Below are 22,519 nucleotides of genomic sequence, written 5' to 3' on the forward strand. Positions count from 1 at the left end.
GCCCCCAATGCGTTGATCGTTTGGCCGGTCGGCCGTAACTATGTCATCCCGTGGCCTCGGTGACGTCGCACAGACCGCCGGCCGGGACGGCGACCGAGTGCAGGCCCGCCGCGAGGTCCAGCAGCAGCTCGGGACCGGGCCGGCCCGCCGCGTCGTGGGTCGCGATCCGGACCCGGCGGGCGGGCCCCTCGACCTCCAGCAGCAGGCGGCCGGCGGTCGAGGCGTTCACCAGGGTGAGGTCCTGCCAGGGGCCGGCGGGCAGGGCGACCGGGCGCTCGTCGTAGGCGGTGACCACCCACTGGTCGCCGTGCCGTGCGGTGACCTGCGGGTACAGCTCGTCGGGACGGCCAGGCTCGTAGTGGCCGCCGGTCAGGGCGGGTGCCAGCCGGCGCCAGGCGGCCAGCCAGAACGCCAGCGCCTCGCGGTGCGGCGCGGGGAGTTCGGTGAGCCGGGCGGAGATCTGCGGCACCGAGTGGAGCGCGCCGTGGACCTGCCGGGCGAGCACCTCGGGCGAGCCCTCCGGGTCCCACATCAGCATGTCGGAGTGGACGGCGCCGCCGGGGGCCAGCATGGCGATGTCCAGGGTGCGGACCCGGTTGGCGACCGCGTCGGCCGGGCAGTCGATCGCGCGCAGCAGGTTGCCGTAGGCGGTCATGGCCGGGCCGGTGTAGCGCTGGCGCAGCTCGATCACGAACTCGTCGCCGCGCAGTTCCCTGAGCTCCTCGCGCAGCAGGCCGAGCAGCAGGGCCATCGCCTCGCCGACGTCGGCGACGAAGCCCGGACCGGCGTCCTCGGGCACGGGGGCCGCGCCGTAGGCCACGGCCTCGTCCAGGAAGTCGATCTTCAGCCCGTCCAGGCCGTAGTCGGCGACGGCGTCGCGGCAGACCCGGACCACGTGCTCGCGGACCTCGGCGTGGCGCGGGTCGAGGATCCGGCAGTCCAGCCGGTGCACGTGGTGCGGGGCGAACCGGGCCCAGGTGCGGTGGGCCTCGGCGCGCTCGCCCAGCAGCAGCGGGGCGATCCAGGCGGTGTAGCGCAGGCCGGCCGCCCGCACGGTCCCGACGTGGGCGCGCAGGTCGGGGAACTTGACCGGGTCGGCGGTCCAGTCGCCGCAGCCGGCGTAGCCCCGGCCGTCGCCGTGCAGCTGCCAGCCGTCGTCCAGGAAGAGCTGCCCGCAGCCGAGTTCGGCCGCGAGCACGGCCTCCCGCTCGACGCCGGCGGCGGTGACGTCCTGGGCGAAGGCGTACCAGGTGGAGTAGACCGGGGTGCGGCCGAAGTCGGGGGTGGGCAGCGGGGTGCCGCCGGGCAGGGCGGCGAACCACTCCCGCAGGTCGCGCAGGGCGGCGGCCAGGGTCGTGCCGGGCGCGCTGAGCCGCAGCCGGAAGGTCTCCCCCGCGGCGAGCGGGAAGCGCAGCCAGACGCCGAAGCGCTTGTGCTCCTCGCTGACGCCGAACCGCACGGCGGTCTGCCGGACGGTGCGGTCGGCCGCGAAGGCGAGCACGGTGCGCCCGGCGGTGTCGTACAGGCAGCCCACCGGGGCGGAGTCCACCAGGGAGACCGGGCGCCAGGGCGACCAGTCGGCGGGCAGGGTGCGCTCCCAGCCGGCGTTGGGGTGCCAGAAGCCGGCCGCGTCGCCGAGCGGGACGTCCAGGCGGACGGTCACCTCGGTGTCGGCGGTGGCGGTGATCCCGGCGGTGTTCCAGGCGGTGTCGTCGGCCGCGGGGGCCGTGTCGACGGTGCCGGGCGCGGCCTGGACGGTGATCCGGGCGCCGTGCCGCAGCAGTTCGTGCGTGCCGCCCTCCCACTGGTCCGGGGTGAAGGTGGGCAGCGCGGCGAGGTCGATGGAGCCGGTCTGCACGGCGGGCCTCTCTCGGGTCGGGGTCGGGTGGGGGGTCGTACCGGTGGGGCCGGGGCCGGCGGTGCCGGGGGTACTGCCGGGGTGCGGTGCTGCCGTGGTCACTGCTTGACGGCCCCGGCGAGCATCCCGGAGACGAAGTGCTTCTGCAGGAAGAGGAAGAGCACGGCCATCGGGACCGCCGCGACGGCGGTGCCGGTGAGCAGCTGGCCGTAGTCGACGTCGGAGCTGCCGGTGAGCGCCGCCAGGGCGACCGGGACGGTGTACGAGGCCGGGTCGCGCAGCGCGATCAGCGGCCACAGGAAGTCGTTCCACTGGAACAGGAACAGGAACATGGCGAGCGCCGCGAGGGCCGGACGCATGGTCGGCAGCGCGATCCGCAGGAAGAGCCGCAGCTCGCCGCAGCCGTCGATCCGGCCGGCCTGGAGCAGTTCGTCCGGCAGCGCGCTCATGGACTGGCGCATCAGGAAGATGCCGAACGGCAGGGCCAGGTTGGGCAGCAGCACGGCCTGGTAGGTGTTGAGCCAGTCCAGGTTCACCATCATCTTGAACAGCGGGACGATGGTGAGCTGGGTCGGCACCACCAGGGCGAGCAGCAGTACGGAGAACATCAGGCCCTGGCCGCGGAAGCGGAACTTGGCGAAGCCGTAGCCGGCCAGGGTGCAGACGATCCCGCCGAGCACGGTGTAGGTGACCGACAGCATCAGGGAGTTGAGCACCACCCGGCCGAAGCCGACGGACTCCTCCAGGTGGCCGAGGTTGGTGCCGAGCTCACCGCCCGGCAGCAGCTGCGGCGGACGGCCGAAGATGTCGTGCGCGGTGTGGGTGGAGGCGATCGCGAGCCAGTAGAGCGGTGCGACCGTGAAGGCGAGCAGGGCGAGCATGCCGGCGGTGAGCAGTACCTGGCCGCGTCGGGACGCGCGGAACGCGGGGCTGGTGGTGGTGGCCATCAGTCCTCCTCCTTGGCGAGCTTGACCTGGACGAGGCCGAACAGCGAGATGATCAGGACCAGCGCGTAGCCGATGGCGGACGCGTAGCCGAAGTCGAAGTACCGGAAGCCGGTCTGGTACAGGTACACGCCGATGGTGGTGGTGGCGTTGTCGGGGCCGCCGCCGGTCATGATGAACGGCTCGTCGAACAGCTGCAGGGTGCCGATGGTGGAGAGCACCACGGTCAGCAGCAGGGCCGGGCGCAGCCCGGGCAGGGTCACGTGCCAGAACCGGCGCAGGGGGCCGGCGCCGTCGACGGCGGCGGCCTCGTGGTGCTCGGCCGGGATCGACTGGAGCCGGGCCAGGTAGATGACCGCGTTGTAGCCGGTGTAGTGCCAGGTCAGCGCGAGCATGATGGACACCCGGGCCCAGAACGGGTCGTTGAGCCAGTGCACCTCGGGCAGGCCGACCAGCTGGAGCAGCCAGTTGACGGCACCGGAGTCCTGGTTGAGCAGGGCGCCCATCATCAGGCCGTAGGTGACCAGGCCGGTCACCACCGGCAGGAAGAAGCCCAGTCGGAACAGCGGCTTCCAGCGCAGCAGCGCCGAGTTGAGCGCCACCGCCAGGCCCAGCGAGAGGGCGAGCATGACCGGCACCTGGACCACCAGGATCAGCGCGGTGTTGCCGAGCGCCTTCCAGAACAGCGGGTCGTGCAGCAGCCGTTCGTAGTTGCCGAGGCCGGTCCAGGTCTGGGTGGTGCCCTCGGTCCGGTAGAGGCTGAGGACGAAGGACCAGACCACGGGGTACAGCCGGAAGGCGGCGAACAGCGCGAGGGCCGGGAGGACGAACAGGTACGGCGCCAGGCGGGCGCCGCCGGCCCGGCCCGCCCGCCGGCGGGCCGGGGCGGCGGCGGGTCCGGGGCGGGATCCGGCTCCCGCCCTCGCCGGGGTCGCGGTGGTCATGCCTGGGCCCTCAGGGTCTGCTGGACGAGCTGGTCGGCGGCGGCGCGCAGCACGGTGGCCGGGTCGGCGCCCTGGAGCAGGACCTTGGTCTGGGCGTCGTCGATGACCTTGAGCGCCCGGGCGTAGTCGGCGGTGTAGTTGGTCGGCACCGACGGCTTGGACAGCTCCTCCAGGAGCACCTCGGCGTACTTCTGGCCGCCGAAGAAGGCGCTCTCGGCATGGAAGGCCGGGTCGTCGTAGGCCTTGAGCAGGGCCGGGAAGATGCCCTTGTTCTTGTAGATCGGGACCTGGGACTCGGGCCGGGTGAGGGCGAACTCGGCGAAGGCGAACGCCGCCCGCTGGTTCTTGCTGGAGCCGGCGACGGCCAGGTGGGTGGAGTTGACGATCGCCGAGCGCGAGCCGCCGGGGGTGACGGCCGGCGGGAGCATCAGGCGCCAGTTGCCGCTCTGGTCGGCGGCGAGGGACTCCATGTAGCCGCCGTACCACGCGGGGTTGGGGCAGACGGCGACCTTGCCGGCCTTGACGGCGGCGTCGTAGCCGGGCGCGCCGGGCGAGCCCTGGACGTCGAGCAGCAGCCCGGCGTCGTTCATCTCCTTGATCAGGGTGAGCGCCCGGACGGCCTCCGGCGAGTTGATGGTGATCTTGCCGTCGATGTTGAAGTAGAAGGTGCCCTGGAGCTGGAGCAGCAGCTGGAAGAGGTTGGCCGAGTCGGCCTGCGAGGCCGAGCGGTCCACGGCCAGCAGCGCGGTGCCGGTGGCGTCCTTGACCTTCTTGCCCGCGGCGACGACGTCGTCCCAGGTGGCGAGCGAGGCGGCGTCGACGCCGGCCTTCCGGAAGAGGTCGTCGCGGTAGAAGAAGCCGCTCGCGTTGGCCTCCCACGGCAGGGCGTAGACCTTGGACTGGCGGGAGACGGTCTGCCACAGGCCCGGTGCGAAGGCGTCGGCGTACTTGTCGGCGCCCAGCGCGCCGAGGTCCGCGAGGCCGCCCGGGAACTTCTCGATGTAGCCGGGCAGGTAGTCGACGCCGATGTGCAGCACGTCGGCCAGGCCCTGGCCGCCGGCGGCCATCGCGATGGTGATCTTGTCCCAGATCGCCGGGTTGCCGATGTCCTGGACGGTCACCTTGACCTTGGGGTGGACGGCGTTGAAGGCCGGTATCAGGGCCTTGAGCTCGGCCGCCGGGTTCTTCCAGCTCCACACGGTGACCGAGCCGGAGAGCTCGCCGGAGCCGCCCGCATCTCCCCCGCCGGAGTCCGAACCGCCGCACGCGGCCAGGACCGAACCCCCGCCGGCGGCCACCGCGGCCGCGCCGATCCCCTTGAGGAAACCGCGCCGACTCGGCCCGCCCACGATTCTGCCACCCATGCCCGGAGCTCCTTCGCTCTGCTCGGGACCGCCGCCGCACGCGGCGGTCCCGACCGACTGCGACGCACCACCGATCGGTGCCGCCGCCGTCCCGCCGATCGCGGGAACGGGAGTGAATCTAGCCAGGCCACAGAGGGTTAACAACAGTTTTCGAGAATTTTTCGTCGCACAGAGCGAAAACGTTACAACGTGACGGCAGAGCCCGGTCCGGGCACGCGAAAGCCCGTGCCGCCGGGCTTCGGCGGCACGGGCTTCGCAGGTCGGCGCGGTGGCGGCCGGGCGGCGCCGAAGCGTCGGCGGCGGTCCGGGACCGGTGTCCCGGCGCGCTCCGTCCGGGCTCCGCGGCGGTCCCGCCTCACCCGCCCGGGGTGGTGCGCTCGCGGGCGGTGGGCGTCACCGTGGGCCACGGGGGGTCGGACCCCGTACCCCGGTGGTCCGGTCGGCTCGTTCTCCGGAGGCAGGCGATGGACGACTACCCACTGCTGAACATCTTCCTCACGACCATGTGGTTCTTCCTGTGGATCCTCTGGTTCATGCTCCTGTTCCGGGTCTTCGGGGACCTCTTCCGGGACGACTCGGTCGGCGGCTGGGGCAAGGCCGGCTGGTGCGTGCTGCTGATCGTGCTGCCGTTCCTGGGCGTGTTCATCTACCTGATCGCGCGGGGCAAGGGCATGGGGATGCGGGAGATGGCCCGGGTGAAGCAGGCGGACGCCGAGTTCCGGGACTACGTGCGGGACGCGGCCGGGTCCGAGGCCAAGCGGACCAGCCCCACCGAGGAACTGGCCCGGCTGGCGGACCTGCGGCGGGACGGCTCCATCACGGAGGAGGAGTACCAGCGCGCCAAGGCGCTCGTGCTGGAGTGACCGGCCCGCGGGAGAGGCAAGGGGAACGGTGCCGTCAGGGGCCCTGGACCGTCACGGTCGGGGGTCCCGGCGGCGCGGGCGGCGTCGGCGGCCCGGGCGGCGGCCCGGGCGCCGGCGGCGGCTCCACCGGGGCGGCGGTCCGGTAGGCGGGGGCGAGGAACTCGCGGATCGCGAACGCGGCCAGCACCACCACGGCGAACCAGAACACCACCATCGCCGTCGGGTGGTCCCAGAAGGCGAACAGCACGGCGGCGACGACCAGGATCGCCACGCCCGTCCAGCGCTTGTAGCGGCGGACGAAACGCTCCGCCGGCCCGGCCCGGAAGCCCGCCGAGTCGGCCGCCGAGCGCAGCGCCGCCACCCCGTGCCCGGCCACCGAGCGGACGGTGACGGCGGCCCGCGAGGGGCCGATGAGGAACGCGCCGAGCGCCACCACCAGGGCCAGGAAGCCGACCACCCGCACCGAGGTGCGCAGATAGGTCACCAGCGCGTCGTAGACGGCGCCGGCCGCGGCGGGCGAGGCGTCGGTGGGCAGGTGGTCCAGGAAGTAGGAGCGGAACACCGTCAGCGCGAGGCCGAGCAGCAGCATCGCCGCCGCGATGCCGAGGGCGGCGCCGGCCAGCGCGCGGCGGCGGTTGACGGCCGTGAACACCGCGCCGGCCGCGACCAGGACCGTGACCACCGGCATCCACCAGCCGAGGATCTCCAGCAGCCGGAAGCCGCCGCGGATCTTGGCGAGGTCGGGCGAGGAGAACACCACGAACTGGGTGTGCACCTCCGGGATCTTGGCGGCGGGCGCGAACCCGGCCTGGACCAGGGCGGTCTTCACCCGGTCCACCATCGGCCCGATGTCGATCACGACCTCGTCGTTCTTCAGCACCACCGCGCCGCCGCCCTCGCCGGTGAGGGCCTTGACCATGGTGGCGTGCCCGGCCCGGACCGCCTGTTCCCAGACGGTGGCGAAGGCGTCGCTGGTGACCACCCGGTCGGCGGCGGAGTGCACCAGATTGGTCAGCGCCCCCTCCAGCGGGCCGGTCAGACCGCCCAGCAGCTGGGCCAGCCGGGGCGGCACGCCCTGTTCGGCGGCGGCCTGCGACAGGTCGTTCACCAGGGCCTTGACGTCGATCTGCTCCGTCGCGGCGTCGGTGATCCGGTTGGCCAGGGCGCTCTGGACGTCGGGGTTGTGGGCCAGCGGCGCCATGGTGGCGACGAACCGGTCGGTGTCGGTGATCTCGTCGTGGGCCCAGACCGCGATCACCGCGAGCAGCGACAGCACCGACGCGACCACCACCAGGACGACCGCGCCGGTGGTGCGCAGCCGGTGGTGCTCCTTCTTGCTCCGGGCGTCCGCCTCCAGCTCGGCGACCCGGCGGTGCAGCGCGTCCAGTTCGACGCTGTCCGGGCGGCCGGGCTGCGCGGGGCCGGGCTGCCCGGGGCCGGGCTCGGTCGGTGGCATGGGCGCGGCTCCTCGTCCTGGGCGGCCCGGGGTCGGGGGCGCCCCGGGCGGACCGGTGGCGCCGCGAGGCGCGAACACCGGTGCGTCCAGCCAAGGGCCCCGCGCGGCGCTCGGCGAGCAGGGCTGACCCAGCGGGGTGACCCGGACCGGGACCGGTCCCGCCGGATCACCCCCGATCACCCCCGATCACCCCCGGGGGCGCTCCCGCCCTGTCACCCCGAACAGGTGAGCCGGTGGCCGGGGCCGGCGGGTTAGCGTCGCTCCGGGTCGGTGTCCGGGCGGCGCCCGGACCGGCCCCCGACCGGCGCACCCGACCGGCCGGACCGCACCCCCTACGCCCGGAGGAGCCGACGTGAGCAACGCACCCGATGCGCCCGGTGGGGCGGGCGAATCCGAACCGGTCGACCTCGGCCCCATCGACTACCTGGTGATCGCGTTCCCCGGCAGTCACCTCAGCGGCGAGGGCCTGCCGCTGCTGGTCGACCTGGTCGAACGCGACATCGTCCGGATCCTCGACCTGATCTTCGTCAACAAGGACGAGGCCGGCGCGGTCACCGCCGTCGAACTGGCCGACGTGGACGGCGACGGGGTCCTCGACCTGACCGTCTTCGAGGGCGCCTCCTCCGGTCTGCTGGGGGACGCCGACGTCACCGAGGCCGGTCTGCTCCTGGAGCCCGGCGACTCCGCCGTGGTGCTCCTCTACGAGAACCGGTGGGCCGCGCCGCTGGCCGCCGCCCTGCGGCGGGCCGACGCGCGCATGGTCGCCAGTGGCCGCGTCCCGGTCCAGGACCTCCTGGAGGTGCTGGACGCGCTGGAGGAGCTCGACGCCGCGGGCTGACCCGCGCGGCCCCCACCCCACCCCCGATCTCCCTCACCCCAGGCAGGAAGCCATGCCCGGACTGCTACGTGGCGTCGCCCGCACCGCGGTCGTCGCCGGAACGGCCACCGCCGTCTCCAACCGAGTCTCCCGCCGCCAGGCCGGCCGCTGGGCGCAACAGGAGTCCTACGCCGAACCCGCCCCGGCCGCGCCCCCGCCGGCCGCCGCGGCGCCCGCCGCGCCGACCATGGAGGAGAAGCTGGACCAGCTCAAGGACCTCGCGACACTCAAGGACCAGGGGGTCCTCACCGAGGAGGAGTTCGCCGCGCAGAAGGCCCGGATCCTCGGCAGCTGATCATGGCGAACCGCTGGAAGCCCCTGGTCGTCCTCGGGACGGCCCAGTTCCTGATGGTGCTGGACGCCTCGGTGATGAACGTCTCGATCAGCCAGCTGGTCGAGGACTTCGACACCGAGGTGACCGCCATCCAGGCCGTCATCACCCTGTACACCCTGGTGATGGCGGCCTTCATGCTGACCGGCGGCAAGATCGGCGACATGTACGGCCGCCGCCGGGTCTTCGTGGTCGGGCTGGTCGTCTACGCGGTCGGCTCGGGGCTGACCGCGGTGGCGCCCACGGTCGGGGTGCTCGCGCTCGGCTGGTCGATCATCGAGGGCCTGGGGGCGGCCCTGGTCCTGCCCGCGCTGGCCGCCCTGGTGGCCGGTTCCTACTCCGGGCGCGACCGGGCCGTCGCCTACGGCGTGATCGGCGGCCTCGCGGGCGCCGGCATCGCGGTGGGCCCGCTGCTCGGCGGCTGGGTGACCACCTATCTGACCTGGCGGCTGGTGTTCGCCGGCGAAGTGGTGCTGGTGGTGACGATCCTGCTGCTGATGCGCTGGGTGCCGGCCCAGCCCCGGCCGACCGACCCGCCCCGGCTCGACCTGCTCGGCGTCGTGCTGTCCGCCTCCGGCCTGGCCCTGATGGTGCTGGCCGTGCTGCAGAGCGGCACCTGGGGCTGGGTCCAGCCGCGCAACCCGCCGTTCACCGTGCTCGGCTTCGCGCCGACCCTGTTCGTCGTCGCCCTCGGCGCCGCCCTGACCTACGCGTTCTGCGTGCACGAGCGACGGCGCGAGGGCCGGGGCCGCACGCCCCTGGTCTCGCTCGACCTGTTCGGCAACCGGACGCTGCGCTCGGGGCTGACCACCCTGTTCAACCAGAACACCGTCCTGCTGGGCCTGTTCTTCGTCATCCCGCTCTACCTCCAGGTCGTGCAGGGCCTGAACGCCTTCGAGACCGGCCTGCGGCTGCTGCCGGTGTCGGTGACGATGCTCGGCGCCTCGATGTCGGGCACCCTGCTGCTGCGCTACGCCTCGCCGCGCACCATCGCCAGGGCGGGACTGCTGGTCCTGCTCGCCGCGACGCTGTGGCTGATCACGGCGATCGGCCCCGACCTGCACGGCGCCTCCTTCGCCGGGGCGATGGCCCTGCTCGGCATCGGGATGGGGATGCTCGCCTCGCAGCTGGGCAACACGGTGCAGTCCAGCGTGCAGCCGGAGGAGCGCAGCGAGGCCGGCGGGCTGCAGTACACCGCGCAGAACCTCGGCTCCTCGCTCGGGACGGCGCTGATCGGGGCGATCCTGATCGGTGCCCTCGCGACCTCGGTGACCAGCCAGATCGAGAGCGATCCCCGGGTCTCCGGGGCCGTCGCGCAGCAGACCGCCGTCCAGGTGGAGGCCGGTCTGTCCTTCGTACCGGCCGACCAGGTGGCCTCGGCGCTGGCGGCGCGGCCGGACGTGCCGCCGGAGGAGGCGGCCGCCGTGGTGGAGAACTACCAGGACGCGCAGATCGACGGTCTCAAGGCGGCCGTGCTCGCCTGCTCCTGCATCACGGCCGGCGCGGTGCTGTTCACCGGCCACCTGCCGGCCACCCGGCCGGGTCCGCGGACGGCCGCCCGGCCGTCCCGCCGAACGGGTGACTGAACCGCGCCCTCCCCGGCGCGTCCCCCGTCCGCCCGGCCGGCGTGCGCAGCGACCGACCGCTCGGTGGCCGACGGGCTCAGTGACCGAGGGCTCAGTGACCGACCGCGACCTTGGCCGCGACGATCACCAGTCCCAGCACCAGGTTGACGGCGCCCTCGGCGACGACCTGGCGGGGCCGGGCGCCGGCCCGGTGGGCCCCCAGGGTGGCCCAGGCCACCTGCTGGCAGATGGCGACCGCCAGCGCGAGCCAGGCGTTCTCCCCGGTGCCCAGCCACGGGCTGACCAGGACCGCCAGCGCGGGCAGCGCCGCGGCCTCGACGATCGGCCATTCGTGTCGGCCGACCCGGCGCACCTGGCGGAAGGTCACGTCCTTGCCCGCCTCGCGCTGCCCGGCGATGTGCGCGTAGACGTGGGCGGCCCAGAAGGTCAGCCCGGTGACCACCAGCAGCAGGATGAGCGCCAGTCGGGGATGAGGCTCCTGGAGACTGGACGCGGCGATCACGGAGGCCGCCAGCATCGAGCCGTAGACCGCGCCCGAGTAGTCCGTCCGCCGTTCAGGGAAGTCCGAGCCCGGGAGGTCGGCGCCCGGCACGGCCGCGCCCGGTCCGGACGGGCCGGGGACGCGGCGGCGGGGTGCCGGTCCGGGGACGCTCACGGCGGCCTCCTGGGGGCTGTGCTCGGCCGGCTCGCCGAGTCCTTGCCGCGATCCTCGCCGCTCGGGCCCCGCCCGGCCACCTCCGGCGGGCGGGCCCCGTACCGGCCGGGCCCGGCTCGGATGGCACCCGGCCGCGGGGCCGTACTACGGTCGAAGGGACGTTCCCCGGGCTGTCCGGCGGCGCCCGCCGCCGGGGACCGCGTCCCGGGAGGCGTCGCACCCGCACGCACTCCCGGGCCGAACCACCAGGCGGTGGCCCCATGCCGTACACCCGCGCAGCACCCGCACCCCTCGTCCCGGCCGGGCACGCCGCCCCACCGGTGCTCCCTCCCGCCCCCGCGCCCGCCTCCCCGGTGCCGACGGCGGGCGCGGACGCCCCCGCGGACCCGCCCGCCCCGGCGCGGCTGCCCAACGGCGACCCGATGCTCGCCACCCGGGTCCGGCCGCCCCACCCGCCGGCCGCCGCCTTCCTGCACCGCGACCGCCTGCTCGGCCGCCTCGACGCGGCGGCGCTCCGCCCGGTGACCCTGGTCAACGGCCCGGCCGGAGCCGGCAAGACCCTGCTGGTGGCCGACTGGCTGGCCCGCGGCCGCCTCCCCGGCCCGGCCGGCTGGCTCACCCTGGAGCCGAGCGACAACCAGCCCGGCACCTTCTGGGCCTATGTCCGCGAAGCCCTGCAGACCGGCGTCGCCGGACTGCCCGCGGAGGTGGGCGCACCCGCCCGGGCCGAGCACGTCGAACCGTCCCTGCTGCTGCGGCTGGCCGCCTGGATCAACGCCCGCCCCCGGCCGACGGTCCTGGTCCTGGACGAGTGCGAGCACCTCGACAACCTCCGGCTCGCCGAACAGCTGCACGACCTGGTCCGGCACACCGACGGCCGGCTGCGGCTCGTCCTGGTCGGCCGCAGCGAGCCGCTGCTGCCCCTGCACCGCTACCGGGCGGCGGGCGAGCTGGCCGAGATCCGGGCGGGCGAGCTCGCGCTGAACCGCGCCGAGACCGCCGCCGTGCTGGAGCGGCACGGGCTGCGGGTCGGCCCGGCCGCCGTCGGGGCCGTGCACCACGCGCTGTCCGGCTGGACGGCCGGGGTCCGGCTGCTCGCCCTCGCCGCGCAGGAGGCCGACGACCCCGAGGCGTACCTCGGACGGATCGACGCCGGTCCCACCGCGCTCTCGGACTTCCTGCTCGCCGAGGTGCTGCGGACCCAGCCCGCGCCGACCCAGGACCTGCTGCTGCGCTGCAGCCTCCTGGGCCGGGTCCACCCCGACCTCGCCGACGCGCTCACCGGCCGCCGCGACGGGCGGCGGATCCTGGACCGGCTGCACCAGGACAACGCCTTCACCGACGCGCTGCCCGACGGCTGGTACCGGCTGCACCCGATGTTCGCCGGGATCCTGCGCCTGCACCTGCGGGCCGCCGCCCCGGAGCGGGTCGACGAGCTGCGGGTGCGGGCCGCGCACTGGCTCGCCGGGCACGGCCAGTACCGGGCCGCGCTGGACCACGCGGCCGAGGCCGGGGCCTGGGCGCTGGCCGCGCGGCTGCTGGTCGACGAGTTCGCCCTCGGCGAGCTGCTGGCCGGGCGCGACGCGACCCGGCTGTGCGCGCTGTTCGCCCGGATGCCGCCGACCGAGCACAGCCCGGCCGCCGAACTGGTCCGCGCGGCCGTCCACCTCACCCGCGACGAGGCCGCGAGCGCCCTGACGATCCTGGAGCACGTCGAACCGCTGCTGCCCGCCGATCGGACCGCGCTCCAGCTGGCGGCCGTCCTGGTGCGCACCGGCGCCGCCCGGCTGCTCGGCTCGGCCCCGCTCGCCGACCGCGCCGCCCGCCGGGCCGGGGAACTGGAGCACCGGGTGCCCGCCGACCTGCCGGAGCGGCACCCCGAACTGCTCACCCTGATGGCCGCCGACCTCGGCTCGACGCTGCTCTGGCACGGGCGCCTGGACGAGGCCTGCCGAGCGCTGGAACGCGCGGCGCGGGCCCCGGTCTCGCCCACCACCGCCCGGCTGCGCCACGACGCGCTGTGCCGGCTGGCGCTCGTCGACCACCTGCGCGGCTGGCCGGGACGGGCCGAGCGCCGGGTGCGCCAGGCGGACGAGGAGGCCGACCGGTCCAGCCTGCCGCCGGAGAGCCGCACCGAGGTCCGGGACCTCGTGCTGGCCGCCACCGCCCTGGAGCGCGACGAGCCGGCCGAGGCCGGGGCGGCGCTGCACCGGACGACCGGCGGCCGCGCGCCGGACCACGACCCGGTGGTCACCCTGGGGACCGGCGTCGTCCGGGCCGGGCTGCTCCTGGCCCAGGGCCGACCGGACAGCGCGCTGCGGCTGCTGGACGAGACCCGGCGGCACGGGCTCGCGGACCGGACCTCCGACTGGAGCCGTGAGCGCCTCGCCGTCACGGCCTGCGCCGCGCACCTGGCCGCCGGACGGCCGGCGGCGGCGATGGCGGCCCTGGACGACGTGCCGCTCCGGGCGCCGGACTCCCTGGTGGTGGCGGCCCGGGCCCGGCTCGCGGCCGGCCGGGACGAACAGGACACCCTGGCCGGACTGCGGGCCCTGCGCGACGACCCGGCCGTGGGCAGCGCGACCCGCACCCGGGCGCTGCTGCTGCTGGCGCAGGCCGCGGCCGAGCACGACGGGCCCGACAGCGCCCGGCTGCTGGCCGAGGCCCTCGCCGCCGCCGAGCCGGAGCGGCTGCGCCGGCCGTTCCGCGAGTCGGCGCCCTGGGTGCGCCGGCGGCTGCGCGCGCTGCCGCACCTGGCGCGCGCCCACGGCTGGCTGCCGGCCGATCTGCGCCCGCCCGCCCGCGACCCGGCCCCGGAGCGGCGTCCGGACACCGGAACGGCCGCCGGGCCGACTGCCAGGACGACTGCCGGGGCGGCCACCGGGCCGAGTGCCAGGACGACTGCCGGGGCGGCCACCGGGCCGACCGCCGAACCGCTGCCGGCGGCGGGTGCGCCGGTCGAGCCGCTGACCGGGCGGGAGCGGGAGATCCTGCTCTGCGCCGCCCGGCTGCTGTCCACCCAGGAGATCGCCGACGAGCTGTACGTGTCGCCGAACACCGTCAAGACGCACCTCAAGAGCGTCAACCGCAAGCTCCGGACGGCCAACCGCCGGGACGCGGTGCGCACCGCCACCCGGCTGCGCCTGCTGGACGCGCCCTGAGCCGACCCGGGGCCCGGACGGCTACTCCGGCAGCCGGCGCAGCTCGGTGACCGTCAGCCCGAGCGCCTGGAACCGGTTCAGCAGCCCGTACAGGTGGGCCTGGTCGACCACCTCGCCGACCAGCACCGTCTGGTCCGGGACGACCGTGCTCGCCAGCTCCGGGAAGCCCTCCCGGCGGGTCGTCTCCTGCAGTACGCCGGACACCCGGATCTCGTAGCGCATGGGGCCGGCTCCCTTCGCCTCGGCGGTGGCGTCCAGTCTGGCCGCCGCGCGGAGGCCGCCGCATCACCCCCGTGAGGTGACCGCGCGGGCAGCGGCCCGAGGTGGACGGACCGATCGCGCGGCGGCGCGGCGGGCGGTCACCCACGGCGGGTGATCCGCCGACCCGGCGGCGGTCCGTACGGTGGCCGCGCCGGTAGTCCCTCCGTCCGCCAGGGGAGTCCCCGTCATGAGTCACTACCCCCCGATCGCCGAGCACGGCGTGATCGGCGACCTCCAGACCGCCGCCCTCGTCTCCACGGCCGGCGACATCGACTGGTGGTGCGCCCCGCGGTTCGACTCCCCCAGCCTGTTCGCCGCCCTGCTGGACGACGCCGGGGGCGGCCGGTGCCGGCTCGCCGTCGACCGGGAAGCGGTGCCGGACGTCACGGTCAAGCAGCTCTACCTCGCCGGGACGGCGATCGTGGTCACCCGCTTCCTCTCCCCCGACGGGGTGGCGGAGGTGGTCGACTTCATGCCGCCCGACACCTCGCCGACCCCGAGCGACCGGCACCGGATCGTCCGGGCCGCCCGGGTGGTCCGCGGCCGGGTGCCGTTCGTCCTGGAGTGCCGGCCCCGGTTCGACTACGGCCGCGCCGACCACAGCCTGACCGTGCTCGACGAGCGCGGTGTGCGGCTGCGGGGGCCCGGCCAGGACCTCTGCGTGCAGGCCACCGGGCCGGTGGAGCTGCGGCCGGACGGGGCCGACGTGACGGCCCGGTTCGTCCTGGAGGCGGGGCGGACGGCGACCGTGTGCCTGACCGCCCTGCCCTCCGGCGCCGAGCCGCCCGCCGCCCCGGACGACAGCGCGAACTGGGCGGCCTTCGAGGCCTGCCGCTCGTTCTGGTACGAGTGGCTCAGGTCCTCGACCTACCGGGGCCGCTGGCGGCAGATGGTGGACCGCTCGGCGATCACGCTCAAGCTGCTCAGCTACCACCCGACCGGCGCGCCGATCGCCGCCGCGACGATGGGCCTGCCGGAGCAGATCGGCGGCGAGCGGAACTGGGACTACCGCTACACCTGGATCCGGGACGCCTCGCTGTCCGTGCACACCCTGATCGGCCTCGGCTTCCGGGAGGAGGCCCAGACCTTCCGCAGCTGGGTCCGGGAGCGGATCGAGAGCGCCGGCACCGAGCACGACGGGCTGCGGATCATGTACCGGGTGGACGGCGAACACCTGCTGGGCGAGGAGACGCTGCCGCACTGGGAGGGCTACCGGGGTTCCGCCCCGGTGCGGGTCGGCAACGGCGCCGCCGACCAGCTCCAGCTGGACATCTACGGCGAGGCGGCGTTCGCCTTCGCGGCCGGCGACGGCGACGGCCGCGGCGACATGGGCGCGCTGCGCGGCTGGGACGCGTTCCGCCGGATGGTCGACTGGCTGACCGAGCAGTGGGACCGCCCGGACGAGGGGATCTGGGAGACCCGGGGCGGCCGGCAGGACTTCACCTACAGCCGGCTGATGTGCTGGGTGGCCTTCGACCGCGCGATCCGGCTCGCCCGCGCCCACGCCCGCCCCGCGGACCTGGACCGCTGGACCTCGGAGCGGGACGACATCCTGCGCCAGATCGTGCAGCGCGGCTGGAACCCCGAGCGCCGGGCGTTCACCCAGCACTACCGCACCGAGGTGCTGGACGCCTCGCTGCTGCTGATGCCCAAGGTCGGCTTCCTCTCCCCCACCGACCCGGACTGGCTGTCCACCCTCGACGCGATGGACCGCGAACTGGTCTGCGACAGCCTGGTCTACCGCTACGACCCGGCCGCCTCCCCCGACGGACTGCGCGGCTCCGAGGGCACCTTCAACCTCTGCACCTTCCTCTACGTCGAGGCCATGGCCAGGGCCGGCCGGATCGAGCGGGCCCGGTACGCCTTCGACAAGATGCTCACCTACGCCAACCACGTCGGCCTGTTCGCCGAGGAGATCGGGCCCTCCGGCGAGCAACTGGGCAACTTCCCGCAGGCGTTCACCCATCTCGCGCTGATCGACGCGGCCCTCGCCCTGGACGAGGAGCTCGACCGGCGGGGCATCGCCTGACCGACCGGCCATCGACCGGCCACCGACCGGCCACCGACCGGCCACCGACCGACTGCCGGCCGACCGCCGACCCGCACCAGGCCTGCGGAACGCGGACGTTCGAGAGGAGCCCGGAATGACCACCGCCGCACCGGGGGCCCGCACGAGCACGGCGGGCGGGCGGCACGTCCTCGTCCCGCTGGCCCTGGCCCAGTTCATCTGCAGCTTCGCCGGCTCCAGCATGAATGTGATGATCAATGACATCAGCGCCGACCTCGACACCACGGTCCAGGGCGTCCAGGTCGCCATCACCGTCTTCCTGCTGGTGATGGCCGCGCTGATGATCCCCGGCGGCAAGCTCACCGACCGCTGGGGCCGCAAGCGCTGCCTGATGCTGGGCCTCGCCGTCTACGGGGTCGGCGCGCTGCTCAGCGCGGCGGCGCCCGGGCTCGGCGTGCTGATCCTCGGCAACTCGGTGCTGGAGGGCGTCGGCACCGCCCTGCTGATCCCCCCGGTCTACATCCTGACCACGCTGCTGTTCACCGGAACCGCCGCCCGGGCCAAGGCGTTCGGCGCCATCATGGCCCTCGGCGGCATCGGCGCGGCGGCCGGCCCGCTGATCGGCGGCCTGCTGACCACCGCGATCGGCTGGCGGGCCAACTTCGGCTTCCAGGTCGTGGTGGTGGCGCTGATCCTCCTCCTCACCCGCACCCTGGAGGACCCGCTGCCGCCCGACCCCGACCGGCCCTTCGACGCCGTCGGCGCCGTCCTGTCGGCCGCGGGCCTGGTCCTGCTGGTCACCGGCATCCTCGCCGCGGACGACAATGTGTGGCTGATGGCCGGTCTGCTGGCGGCCGGCGCGGCCGTGCTGGCGGGCTTCTTCGGCTGGATCCGCCGGCTGGAGCGGTCCGGCCGGGAACCGCTGCTGGCCACCTCGCTGTTCCGCGACCGGGTCTCCAACCTCGGCCTGGTCACCCAGAACGCGCAGTGGCTGGTGCTGATGGGCGTCTCGTTCACGGTCGGCGCGTACCTCCAGGTGGTCCGCGGCTACAGCGCCATCGCCACCGGCGGCGTCTTCACCGCCGCCACCCTGGGCCTGCTCGCCTCCTCGCTCGGCGCCGAACGGCTGGCGAAGCGGTGGTCCCAGCGCGCCCTGATCGTCACCGGCTTCGCGACGACCACCGCCGGCATCGTCGTCCTGCTGCTGCTGGTGCGCGCCGTCGACGACATCTGGGCCTTCACCCCCGGGCTGCTGCTGATCGGGCTGGGTCTCGGACTGATGCTCACCCCCTCGGTCAACGTGGTGCAGTCCGCCTTCCCCGACAGCCGGCAGGGCGAGATCTCCGGCCTGTCGCGCAGCATCTCCAACCTCGGCTCCTCGCTGGGCACCGCCATCGCCGGCACGATCCTGGTCGCCGAACTCACCAACGGCGGGTACGCGGCGGCGATGATCGTCCTCGCCGCGTTCGGGGTCGTCGGCCTCGGCGCGGCGCTGTTCCTTCCGCACGACCGGCCGACCGGCGCGGACGGCCGCTGAGCGACGGGCCGCCGAGCCCCGCGGGTGCCCTCGGCGAGGTCCCCGCCGGTATTGGCACGGGCGGGTTGTGCCACGGCTATTGACGAAAAATCCAACAGTGGCGATTCTCGACCCACCGAGTACGCAGGACATGACAGCCCGCCCGGGCGGCGCTCCGTGCCGCGGGCGGGCGTCGTCCGCGTCGTCCGCCCGCCACCCGGAACTGGGGTGCACATGACGCGACTCCCCCACCCACGTCGTCCCCACGCACAGCGCTTCCCCGTCCGCCGCCGGATCGCCACCCTGATCGCCACGCTGCTCGCCCTGGTCGCCGCGGCCCTCGCCGCGCCGGCGCACGGCGCCGCCGGGCCGAACTGGTGGGACCCGGTCGCCCGGCCCGCCCCCGATGCCGCGATCGGCGTCACCGGCGCGCCGTTCACCGGCACCGACGCCCAGGGCAAGGTCCGCGGCTTCGTCGACGCCCACGACCACATCATGGCCGCCGAGGGCTTCGGCGGCCGCCTCATCTGCGGCAAGGCCTTCTCGGAGGCCGGGGTCGAGGACGCCCTCAAGGACTGTCCCGAGCACTACCCCGACGGCTCCCTCGCCATCTTCGACCTCATCACCAAGGGCGGTGACGGCAAGCACGACCCGGTCGGCTGGCCGACCTTCGCCGACTGGCCGGCCCACGACTCGCTGACCCACCAGCAGAACTACTACGCCTGGATCGAGCGCGCCTGGCGCGGCGGCGAGCGGGTGCTGGTCAACGACCTGGTCACCAACGGCGTGATCTGCTCGGTCTACTTCTTCAAGGACCGCAGCTGCGACGAGATGACCGCGATCCGGCTGGAGGCCCAGAAGTCCTGGGACCTCCAGGCGTACATCGACAAGATGTACGGCGGGCCCGGCAAGGGCTGGTTCCGGATCGTCACCGACAGCGCGCAGGCCCGCGAGGTGGTCCGCCAGGGCAAACTGGCCGTGGTGCTCGGGGTGGAGACCTCCGAGCCCTTCGGCTGCAAGCAGGTCCTGGACATCGCCCAGTGCAGCCGCGCGGACATCGACCGGGGCCTCGACGAGCTGTACGGGCTCGGCGTGCGCAGCATGTTCCTGTGCCACAAGTTCGACAACGCGCTGTGCGGCGTCCGGTTCGACGAGGGCGCCCTCGGCACGGCGATCAACGCCGGGCAGTTCCTGTCCACCGGCACCTTCTGGCAGACCGAGAAGTGCCCCGGCCCGCAGCACGACAATCCGATCGGGCTGGCGCCCACCCCCGCCTCGATCCAGCAGCAGTTGCCCGCCGGGGTCACCGTCCCCTCGTACGCCGGGGACGCCCAGTGCAACACCAGGGGGCTGACCGAGCTGGGCGAGTACGCCCTGCGCGGCATGATGCGGCGCGGCATGGTCCTGGAGCTCGACCACATGAGCGTCAAGGCGGCCGGCCGGGCCCTGGACATCCTGGAATCGCAGTCCTACCCGGGCGTCGTCTCCTCCCACAGCTGGATGGACCTCGGCTGGATGGAGCGCGTCTACAAGCTCGGCGGCTTCGTCGCCCAGTACATGAACGGCGCGGAGGCGTTCAGCGCTGAGGCGAAGCGCACCGACGCGCTGCGCGACAAGTACGGCGTCGGGTACGGCTACGGCACCGACATGAACGGCGTCGGCGGCTGGCCCGGACCGCGCGGGGCCGACACCCCCAACCCGGTGCGCTACCCGTTCCGCACCGCCGACGGCGGCTCCCTGGTCGACCGCGCCACCGCCGGCAGCCGCACCTGGGACCTCAACACCGACGGGGCCGCGCACTACGGCCTGGTGCCGGACTGGATCGAGGACATCCGTCAGGTCGGCGGTCAGGGCGTGGTCGACGACCTGTTCCGGGGCGCGGAGTCCTACCTCACCACGCTGGGCGCCGCGGAGCACCACCAGGCGGCCGTGAACCTCGGCGTGGGCGCCTCGGCCACCGCCAGCTCGACCGAGTGGAACCCGTTCGTCAGCTACGCGGCGGACCGGGCGATCGACGGCAGCACGTCCAGCCGCTGGGCCAGCGACTGGAGCGACGACCAGTGGCTGCAGCTCGACCTGTCCACCACCACCCTGGTCTCCCGGGTCACCCTGGACTGGGAGCGCGCCTACGCCAGGGCGTACCGGATCGAGGTGTCCACCGACGGCAGCAACTGGCGGACCGTCTGGTCCACCACCTCCGGTGACGGCGGACTGGACACCGCCCGGTTCGCCGGCGTCCCGGCGCGGTACGTCCGGGTGCACGGCGAGCAGCGGGCCACCTCGTGGGGGTACTCGCTGTACGACGTGGGCGTGTACCGGGCCTGACCCGCACAGGGCCCGCCGGCGAGCGGTCGGTACGACCGCCCGTCGGCGGGCCCTCAGGAATTCTCGAAAAATCTTCGGCGGCGGTGTCGAGAACCCGTGGCCTGCTCCGTCCCAGGGGTGAGCGCGGCCAGAATGGGCCGCACCACCCCCGAGGAGAGGGACACCATGGCGAAGTACCTGCTGCTGAAGCACTACCGCGGCGCGCCGGAGGCGGTCAACAACGTGCCGATGGACCGGTGGACGCCGGAGGAGGTCTCGGCCCACATCCAGTACATGAACGACTTCGCCGCCGCGCTGGAGAAGACCGGCGAGTTCGTCGACGGCCAGGCACTCGCCCCCGAGGGCACCTGGGTCCGGTACGACGGCGAGGGCCGCCCGCCGGTCACCGACGGCCCGTTCGCCGAGACCAAGGACCTCATCGCCGGCTGGATGGTGATCGACGTCGACAGCTACGAGCGCGCCGTCGAGCTGGCCGGCGAGCTGTCCGCCGCCCCGGGCGCGGGCGGCCGGCCGATCCACGAGTGGCTGGAGCTGCGCCCGTTCTACGGCGTCGCGCCCACCGTCACCGAGTGACCGCACCCATGGACGAGGCACTGCTCCGCGGTCTCACCCCGGGCGTGCTCGGCGTCCTCGTCCGCCGCGGAGCCGACTTCGCGGCGGCCGAGGACGCCGTCCAGGACGCGCTGGTCGAGGCGCTGCGGGTCTGGCCCGACGACCCGCCCCGCGATCCCAGGGGCTGGCTGGTCACGGTCGCCTGGCGGAAGTTCCTGGACGCCTCCCGGGCGGACACGGCCCGGCGGCGGCGCGAGGACCGGGTCGAGGAGGAGCCCGCGCCGGGGCCGGTGGCCGAGGTCGACGACACGCTCCGGCTGTACTTCCTGTGCGCCCACCCCTCGCTGTCGCCCGCCTCGGCGGTCGCGCTCACCCTGCGCGCCGTCGGCGGGCTCACCACCCGGCAGATCGCCCGCGCCTACCTGGTGCCCGAGGCGACGATGGCGCAGCGGATCAGCCGGGCCAAGCGCACCGTGTCCGGGGTGCGGCTGGACCGCCCCGGCGAGGTCGCGACCGTGCTGCGGGTGCTCTACCTGGTGTTCAACGAGGGCTACTCGGGGGACGTCGACCTCGCCGCCGAGGCGATCCGGCTCACCCGGCAGCTGGCGGCCGGGGTGGACCATCCGGAGGTGGCGGGGCTGCTGGCGCTGATGCTGCTGCACCACGCCCGGCGGGCGGCCCGGACCACGGCGGACGGCGCGCTGGTGCCACTGGCCGAGCAGGACCGCTCGCGGTGGGACACCTCGGCGATCGCCGAGGGCGTGGCGGTGCTCCAGCGCGCCCTGGCCCGGGACCGGCTGGGCGAGTTCCAGGCGCAGGCGGCGGTCGCGGCGCTGCACGCGGACGCGCCGACGGCCGGGGAGACGGACTGGGTGCAGATCGTCGAGTGGTACGACGAGCTGCTGCGGCTGACCGACAGCCCGGTGGTGGGGCTGAACCGGGCGGTCGCCGTCGGCGAGGCGGACGGTCCGCGCGCGGGGCTGGCGGCGCTCGCGGAGGTCGACGCGGCGGTGCCGCGCCGCACGGCGGCGGCGGCCTATCTGCACGAGCGCGCGGGCGACCGGGCGACGGCGGCCCTGCTGTACGCGGAGGCGGCCCGGGCGGCCTCCAACCTGGCCGAGCGGGACCATCTGACCCGGCAGGCCGCCCGGCTGAACACGGCGTCGGGCGGGGGCAGCCGTTCCTGAAATACTTGCACCCGCCTGCTAGCAGCTCTGGCCGGTATTCTCTCCGATGGCTTATCCTGGAACGGCCACCACCGGAAGGAGACCCGGACCCATGACCGCCACGGACCCCGCGCTCACCGCCCTGGCCAGCGGCTGGGGCGCGCTCTCCCTCCTGCACAGCCGGATCGAGGGACACATCGAGCGTGCCCTGCAGAGCGGGCACGACCTCAGCGTGCGGGAGTACTCGCTGCTCGACGTGCTCAGCCGCCAGCACGACGGGGAGGGCGGCCACCTGCAGATGAAGCAGGTCGCCGACGCGGTCGTGCTGAGCCAGAGCGCCACCACCCGGCTGGTCACCCGACTGGAGGACCGGGGCCTGCTGTCGCGCTACCTGTGCCCCACCGACCGGCGCGGCATCTACACCAATGTGAGCGAGGCCGGGCTGAAGCTGCTGGCGGAGGCGCGGCCGACCAATGACGCCGCCCTGCGCGAGGCGCTCACCGAGGCGGCGCGCAATCCCGAACTGGCCCCGCTGGTCGAGGCCGTCGAAGCCGTGGACGCGCCGGTGGCCGCGCGGTAGCCCGCACGCCCGCCAGGGCCACCTTTCCTGTCGGCACCCCGAGGACCGGTTCCAGCACCGCGCTGGGACCGG

General features: G+C 74.4%; 18 protein-coding genes. 11 read left to right on the forward strand and 7 right to left on the reverse strand.

Translation table 11 applies throughout. The features are described 5' to 3' along the window. Positions 1 to 43: 43 nt before the first annotated feature. From ACW14Y_RS02080 to ACW14Y_RS02095, 4 genes are all read right to left on the reverse strand, one after another. Entirely contained in the window at positions 44 to 1,858 is a 1,815-nt protein-coding gene (locus ACW14Y_RS02080) for a glycoside hydrolase family 36 protein (RefSeq protein WP_456985660.1), read from the reverse strand. A gap of 98 nt (positions 1,859 to 1,956) precedes the next feature. Continuing rightward, on the reverse strand, positions 1,957 to 2,805 hold the full coding sequence (locus tag ACW14Y_RS02085) for a carbohydrate ABC transporter permease (protein WP_380312244.1): 849 nt from the start codon (positions 2,803 to 2,805) through the stop codon (positions 1,957 to 1,959). After that, a complete protein-coding gene (locus ACW14Y_RS02090; RefSeq protein WP_456985661.1) occupies positions 2,805 to 3,746 on the reverse strand; it encodes a carbohydrate ABC transporter permease in 942 nt (313 codons plus the stop codon). Before ACW14Y_RS02090 ends, ACW14Y_RS02085 begins: the two co-directional genes overlap by 1 nt. Further along, positions 3,743 to 5,110 (reverse strand): ABC transporter substrate-binding protein, encoded by a 1,368-nt coding sequence (locus ACW14Y_RS02095; protein WP_456985662.1) that lies wholly within the window; start codon positions 5,108 to 5,110, stop codon positions 3,743 to 3,745. Before ACW14Y_RS02095 ends, ACW14Y_RS02090 begins: the two co-directional genes overlap by 4 nt. A 464-nt stretch (positions 5,111 to 5,574) precedes the next feature. Here ACW14Y_RS02095 and ACW14Y_RS02100 point away from each other — a divergent pair, with 464 nt between their 5' ends. Further along, a complete protein-coding gene (locus ACW14Y_RS02100; RefSeq protein ID WP_380308661.1) occupies positions 5,575 to 5,973 on the forward strand; it encodes an SHOCT domain-containing protein in 399 nt (132 codons plus the stop codon). Between the two features lie 34 nt (positions 5,974 to 6,007). Here ACW14Y_RS02100 and ACW14Y_RS02105 read toward each other — a convergent pair whose 3' ends face one another. Next, the gene (locus ACW14Y_RS02105; RefSeq protein ID WP_380308663.1) at positions 6,008 to 7,429 is read right to left on the reverse strand and encodes a hypothetical protein; all 1,422 of its coding nucleotides are present in this window, start codon (positions 7,427 to 7,429) and stop codon (positions 6,008 to 6,010) included. Between the two features lie 352 nt (positions 7,430 to 7,781). On the opposite strand from ACW14Y_RS02105, the gene ACW14Y_RS02110 reads away from it, so the two are divergent. From ACW14Y_RS02110 to ACW14Y_RS02120, 3 genes are read left to right on the forward strand one after another with little or no spacing between them, the layout of a single operon-like run. Continuing rightward, entirely contained in the window at positions 7,782 to 8,267 is a 486-nt protein-coding gene (locus ACW14Y_RS02110) for a DUF6325 family protein (protein ID WP_380308665.1), read from the forward strand. 52 nt (positions 8,268 to 8,319) lie between these two features. Next, positions 8,320 to 8,601, forward strand: a complete 282-nt coding sequence (locus ACW14Y_RS02115) for an SHOCT domain-containing protein (protein ID WP_380308667.1) — start codon at positions 8,320 to 8,322, stop codon at positions 8,599 to 8,601. Positions 8,602 to 8,603: 2 nt separating this feature from the next. Continuing rightward, entirely contained in the window at positions 8,604 to 10,223 is a 1,620-nt protein-coding gene (locus ACW14Y_RS02120) for an MFS transporter (protein WP_380308669.1), read from the forward strand. Between the two features lie 91 nt (positions 10,224 to 10,314). Here ACW14Y_RS02120 and ACW14Y_RS02125 read toward each other — a convergent pair whose 3' ends face one another. Then, positions 10,315 to 10,878, reverse strand: a complete 564-nt coding sequence (locus ACW14Y_RS02125) for a hypothetical protein (RefSeq protein WP_380308671.1) — start codon at positions 10,876 to 10,878, stop codon at positions 10,315 to 10,317. A 260-nt stretch (positions 10,879 to 11,138) separates the two neighbouring features. On the opposite strand from ACW14Y_RS02125, the gene ACW14Y_RS02130 reads away from it, so the two are divergent. Next, positions 11,139 to 14,039 carry a LuxR C-terminal-related transcriptional regulator gene (locus ACW14Y_RS02130; RefSeq protein WP_456985663.1) on the forward strand — a complete coding sequence of 967 codons (2,901 nt, stop codon included), beginning with the start codon at positions 11,139 to 11,141 and terminating at the stop codon, positions 14,037 to 14,039. Between the two features lie 21 nt (positions 14,040 to 14,060). On the opposite strand, the gene ACW14Y_RS02135 is transcribed toward ACW14Y_RS02130, so the two are convergent. Further along, the gene (locus tag ACW14Y_RS02135; RefSeq protein WP_266309134.1) at positions 14,061 to 14,261 is read right to left on the reverse strand and encodes a hypothetical protein; all 201 of its coding nucleotides are present in this window, start codon (positions 14,259 to 14,261) and stop codon (positions 14,061 to 14,063) included. Between the two features lie 226 nt (positions 14,262 to 14,487). On the opposite strand from ACW14Y_RS02135, the gene ACW14Y_RS02140 reads away from it, so the two are divergent. From ACW14Y_RS02140 to ACW14Y_RS02165, 6 genes are all read left to right on the forward strand, one after another. Beyond that, a complete protein-coding gene (locus ACW14Y_RS02140; RefSeq protein ID WP_380391593.1) occupies positions 14,488 to 16,329 on the forward strand; it encodes a glycoside hydrolase family 15 protein in 1,842 nt (613 codons plus the stop codon). Between the two features lie 115 nt (positions 16,330 to 16,444). Continuing rightward, positions 16,445 to 17,845, forward strand: a complete 1,401-nt coding sequence (locus ACW14Y_RS02145) for an MFS transporter (protein ID WP_380391590.1) — start codon at positions 16,445 to 16,447, stop codon at positions 17,843 to 17,845. A 213-nt stretch (positions 17,846 to 18,058) separates the two neighbouring features. Beyond that, on the forward strand, positions 18,059 to 20,149 hold the full coding sequence (locus tag ACW14Y_RS02150) for a galactose-binding domain-containing protein (protein ID WP_456985664.1): 2,091 nt from the start codon (positions 18,059 to 18,061) through the stop codon (positions 20,147 to 20,149). 165 nt (positions 20,150 to 20,314) lie between these two features. Continuing rightward, positions 20,315 to 20,722, forward strand: coding sequence for a YciI family protein (locus ACW14Y_RS02155; protein WP_043465467.1), 408 nt, complete (start codon positions 20,315 to 20,317; stop codon positions 20,720 to 20,722). An 8-nt stretch (positions 20,723 to 20,730) separates the two neighbouring features. Beyond that, positions 20,731 to 21,888 (forward strand): RNA polymerase sigma factor, encoded by a 1,158-nt coding sequence (locus tag ACW14Y_RS02160; protein ID WP_456988417.1) that lies wholly within the window; start codon positions 20,731 to 20,733, stop codon positions 21,886 to 21,888. 91 nt (positions 21,889 to 21,979) lie between these two features. After that, a complete protein-coding gene (locus ACW14Y_RS02165; protein ID WP_380391582.1) occupies positions 21,980 to 22,447 on the forward strand; it encodes a MarR family winged helix-turn-helix transcriptional regulator in 468 nt (155 codons plus the stop codon). Positions 22,448 to 22,519: the final 72 nt, after the last annotated feature.

The organism is Kitasatospora sp. cg17-2, from assembly GCF_054031055.1.

Excerpts from the sequence above, each read along its gene's own strand:
- ACW14Y_RS02120 (WP_380308669.1), top strand. The coding sequence starts at position 8,604 with ATGGCGAACCGCTGGAAGCCCCTGGTCGTCCTCGGGACGGCCCAGTTC.
- ACW14Y_RS02155 (WP_043465467.1), top strand. The coding sequence starts at position 20,315 with ATGGCGAAGTACCTGCTGCTGAAGCACTACCGCGGCGCGCCGGAGGCG.
- ACW14Y_RS02130 (WP_456985663.1), top strand. The coding sequence starts at position 11,139 with ATGCCGTACACCCGCGCAGCACCCGCACCCCTCGTCCCGGCCGGGCAC.
- ACW14Y_RS02145 (WP_380391590.1), top strand. The coding sequence starts at position 16,445 with ATGACCACCGCCGCACCGGGGGCCCGCACGAGCACGGCGGGCGGGCGG.
- ACW14Y_RS02115 (WP_380308667.1), top strand. The coding sequence starts at position 8,320 with ATGCCCGGACTGCTACGTGGCGTCGCCCGCACCGCGGTCGTCGCCGGA.
- ACW14Y_RS02100 (WP_380308661.1), top strand. The coding sequence starts at position 5,575 with ATGGACGACTACCCACTGCTGAACATCTTCCTCACGACCATGTGGTTC.
- ACW14Y_RS02095 (WP_456985662.1), bottom strand. The coding sequence starts at position 5,110 with ATGGGTGGCAGAATCGTGGGCGGGCCGAGTCGGCGCGGTTTCCTCAAG.
- ACW14Y_RS02105 (WP_380308663.1), bottom strand. The coding sequence starts at position 7,429 with ATGCCACCGACCGAGCCCGGCCCCGGGCAGCCCGGCCCCGCGCAGCCC.
- ACW14Y_RS02090 (WP_456985661.1), bottom strand. The coding sequence starts at position 3,746 with ATGACCACCGCGACCCCGGCGAGGGCGGGAGCCGGATCCCGCCCCGGA.
- ACW14Y_RS02140 (WP_380391593.1), top strand. The coding sequence starts at position 14,488 with ATGAGTCACTACCCCCCGATCGCCGAGCACGGCGTGATCGGCGACCTC.
- ACW14Y_RS02150 (WP_456985664.1), top strand. The coding sequence starts at position 18,059 with ATGACGCGACTCCCCCACCCACGTCGTCCCCACGCACAGCGCTTCCCC.
- ACW14Y_RS02160 (WP_456988417.1), top strand. The coding sequence starts at position 20,731 with ATGGACGAGGCACTGCTCCGCGGTCTCACCCCGGGCGTGCTCGGCGTC.
- ACW14Y_RS02135 (WP_266309134.1), bottom strand. The coding sequence starts at position 14,261 with ATGCGCTACGAGATCCGGGTGTCCGGCGTACTGCAGGAGACGACCCGC.
- ACW14Y_RS02085 (WP_380312244.1), bottom strand. The coding sequence starts at position 2,805 with ATGGCCACCACCACCAGCCCCGCGTTCCGCGCGTCCCGACGCGGCCAG.
- ACW14Y_RS02165 (WP_380391582.1), top strand. The coding sequence starts at position 21,980 with ATGACCGCCACGGACCCCGCGCTCACCGCCCTGGCCAGCGGCTGGGGC.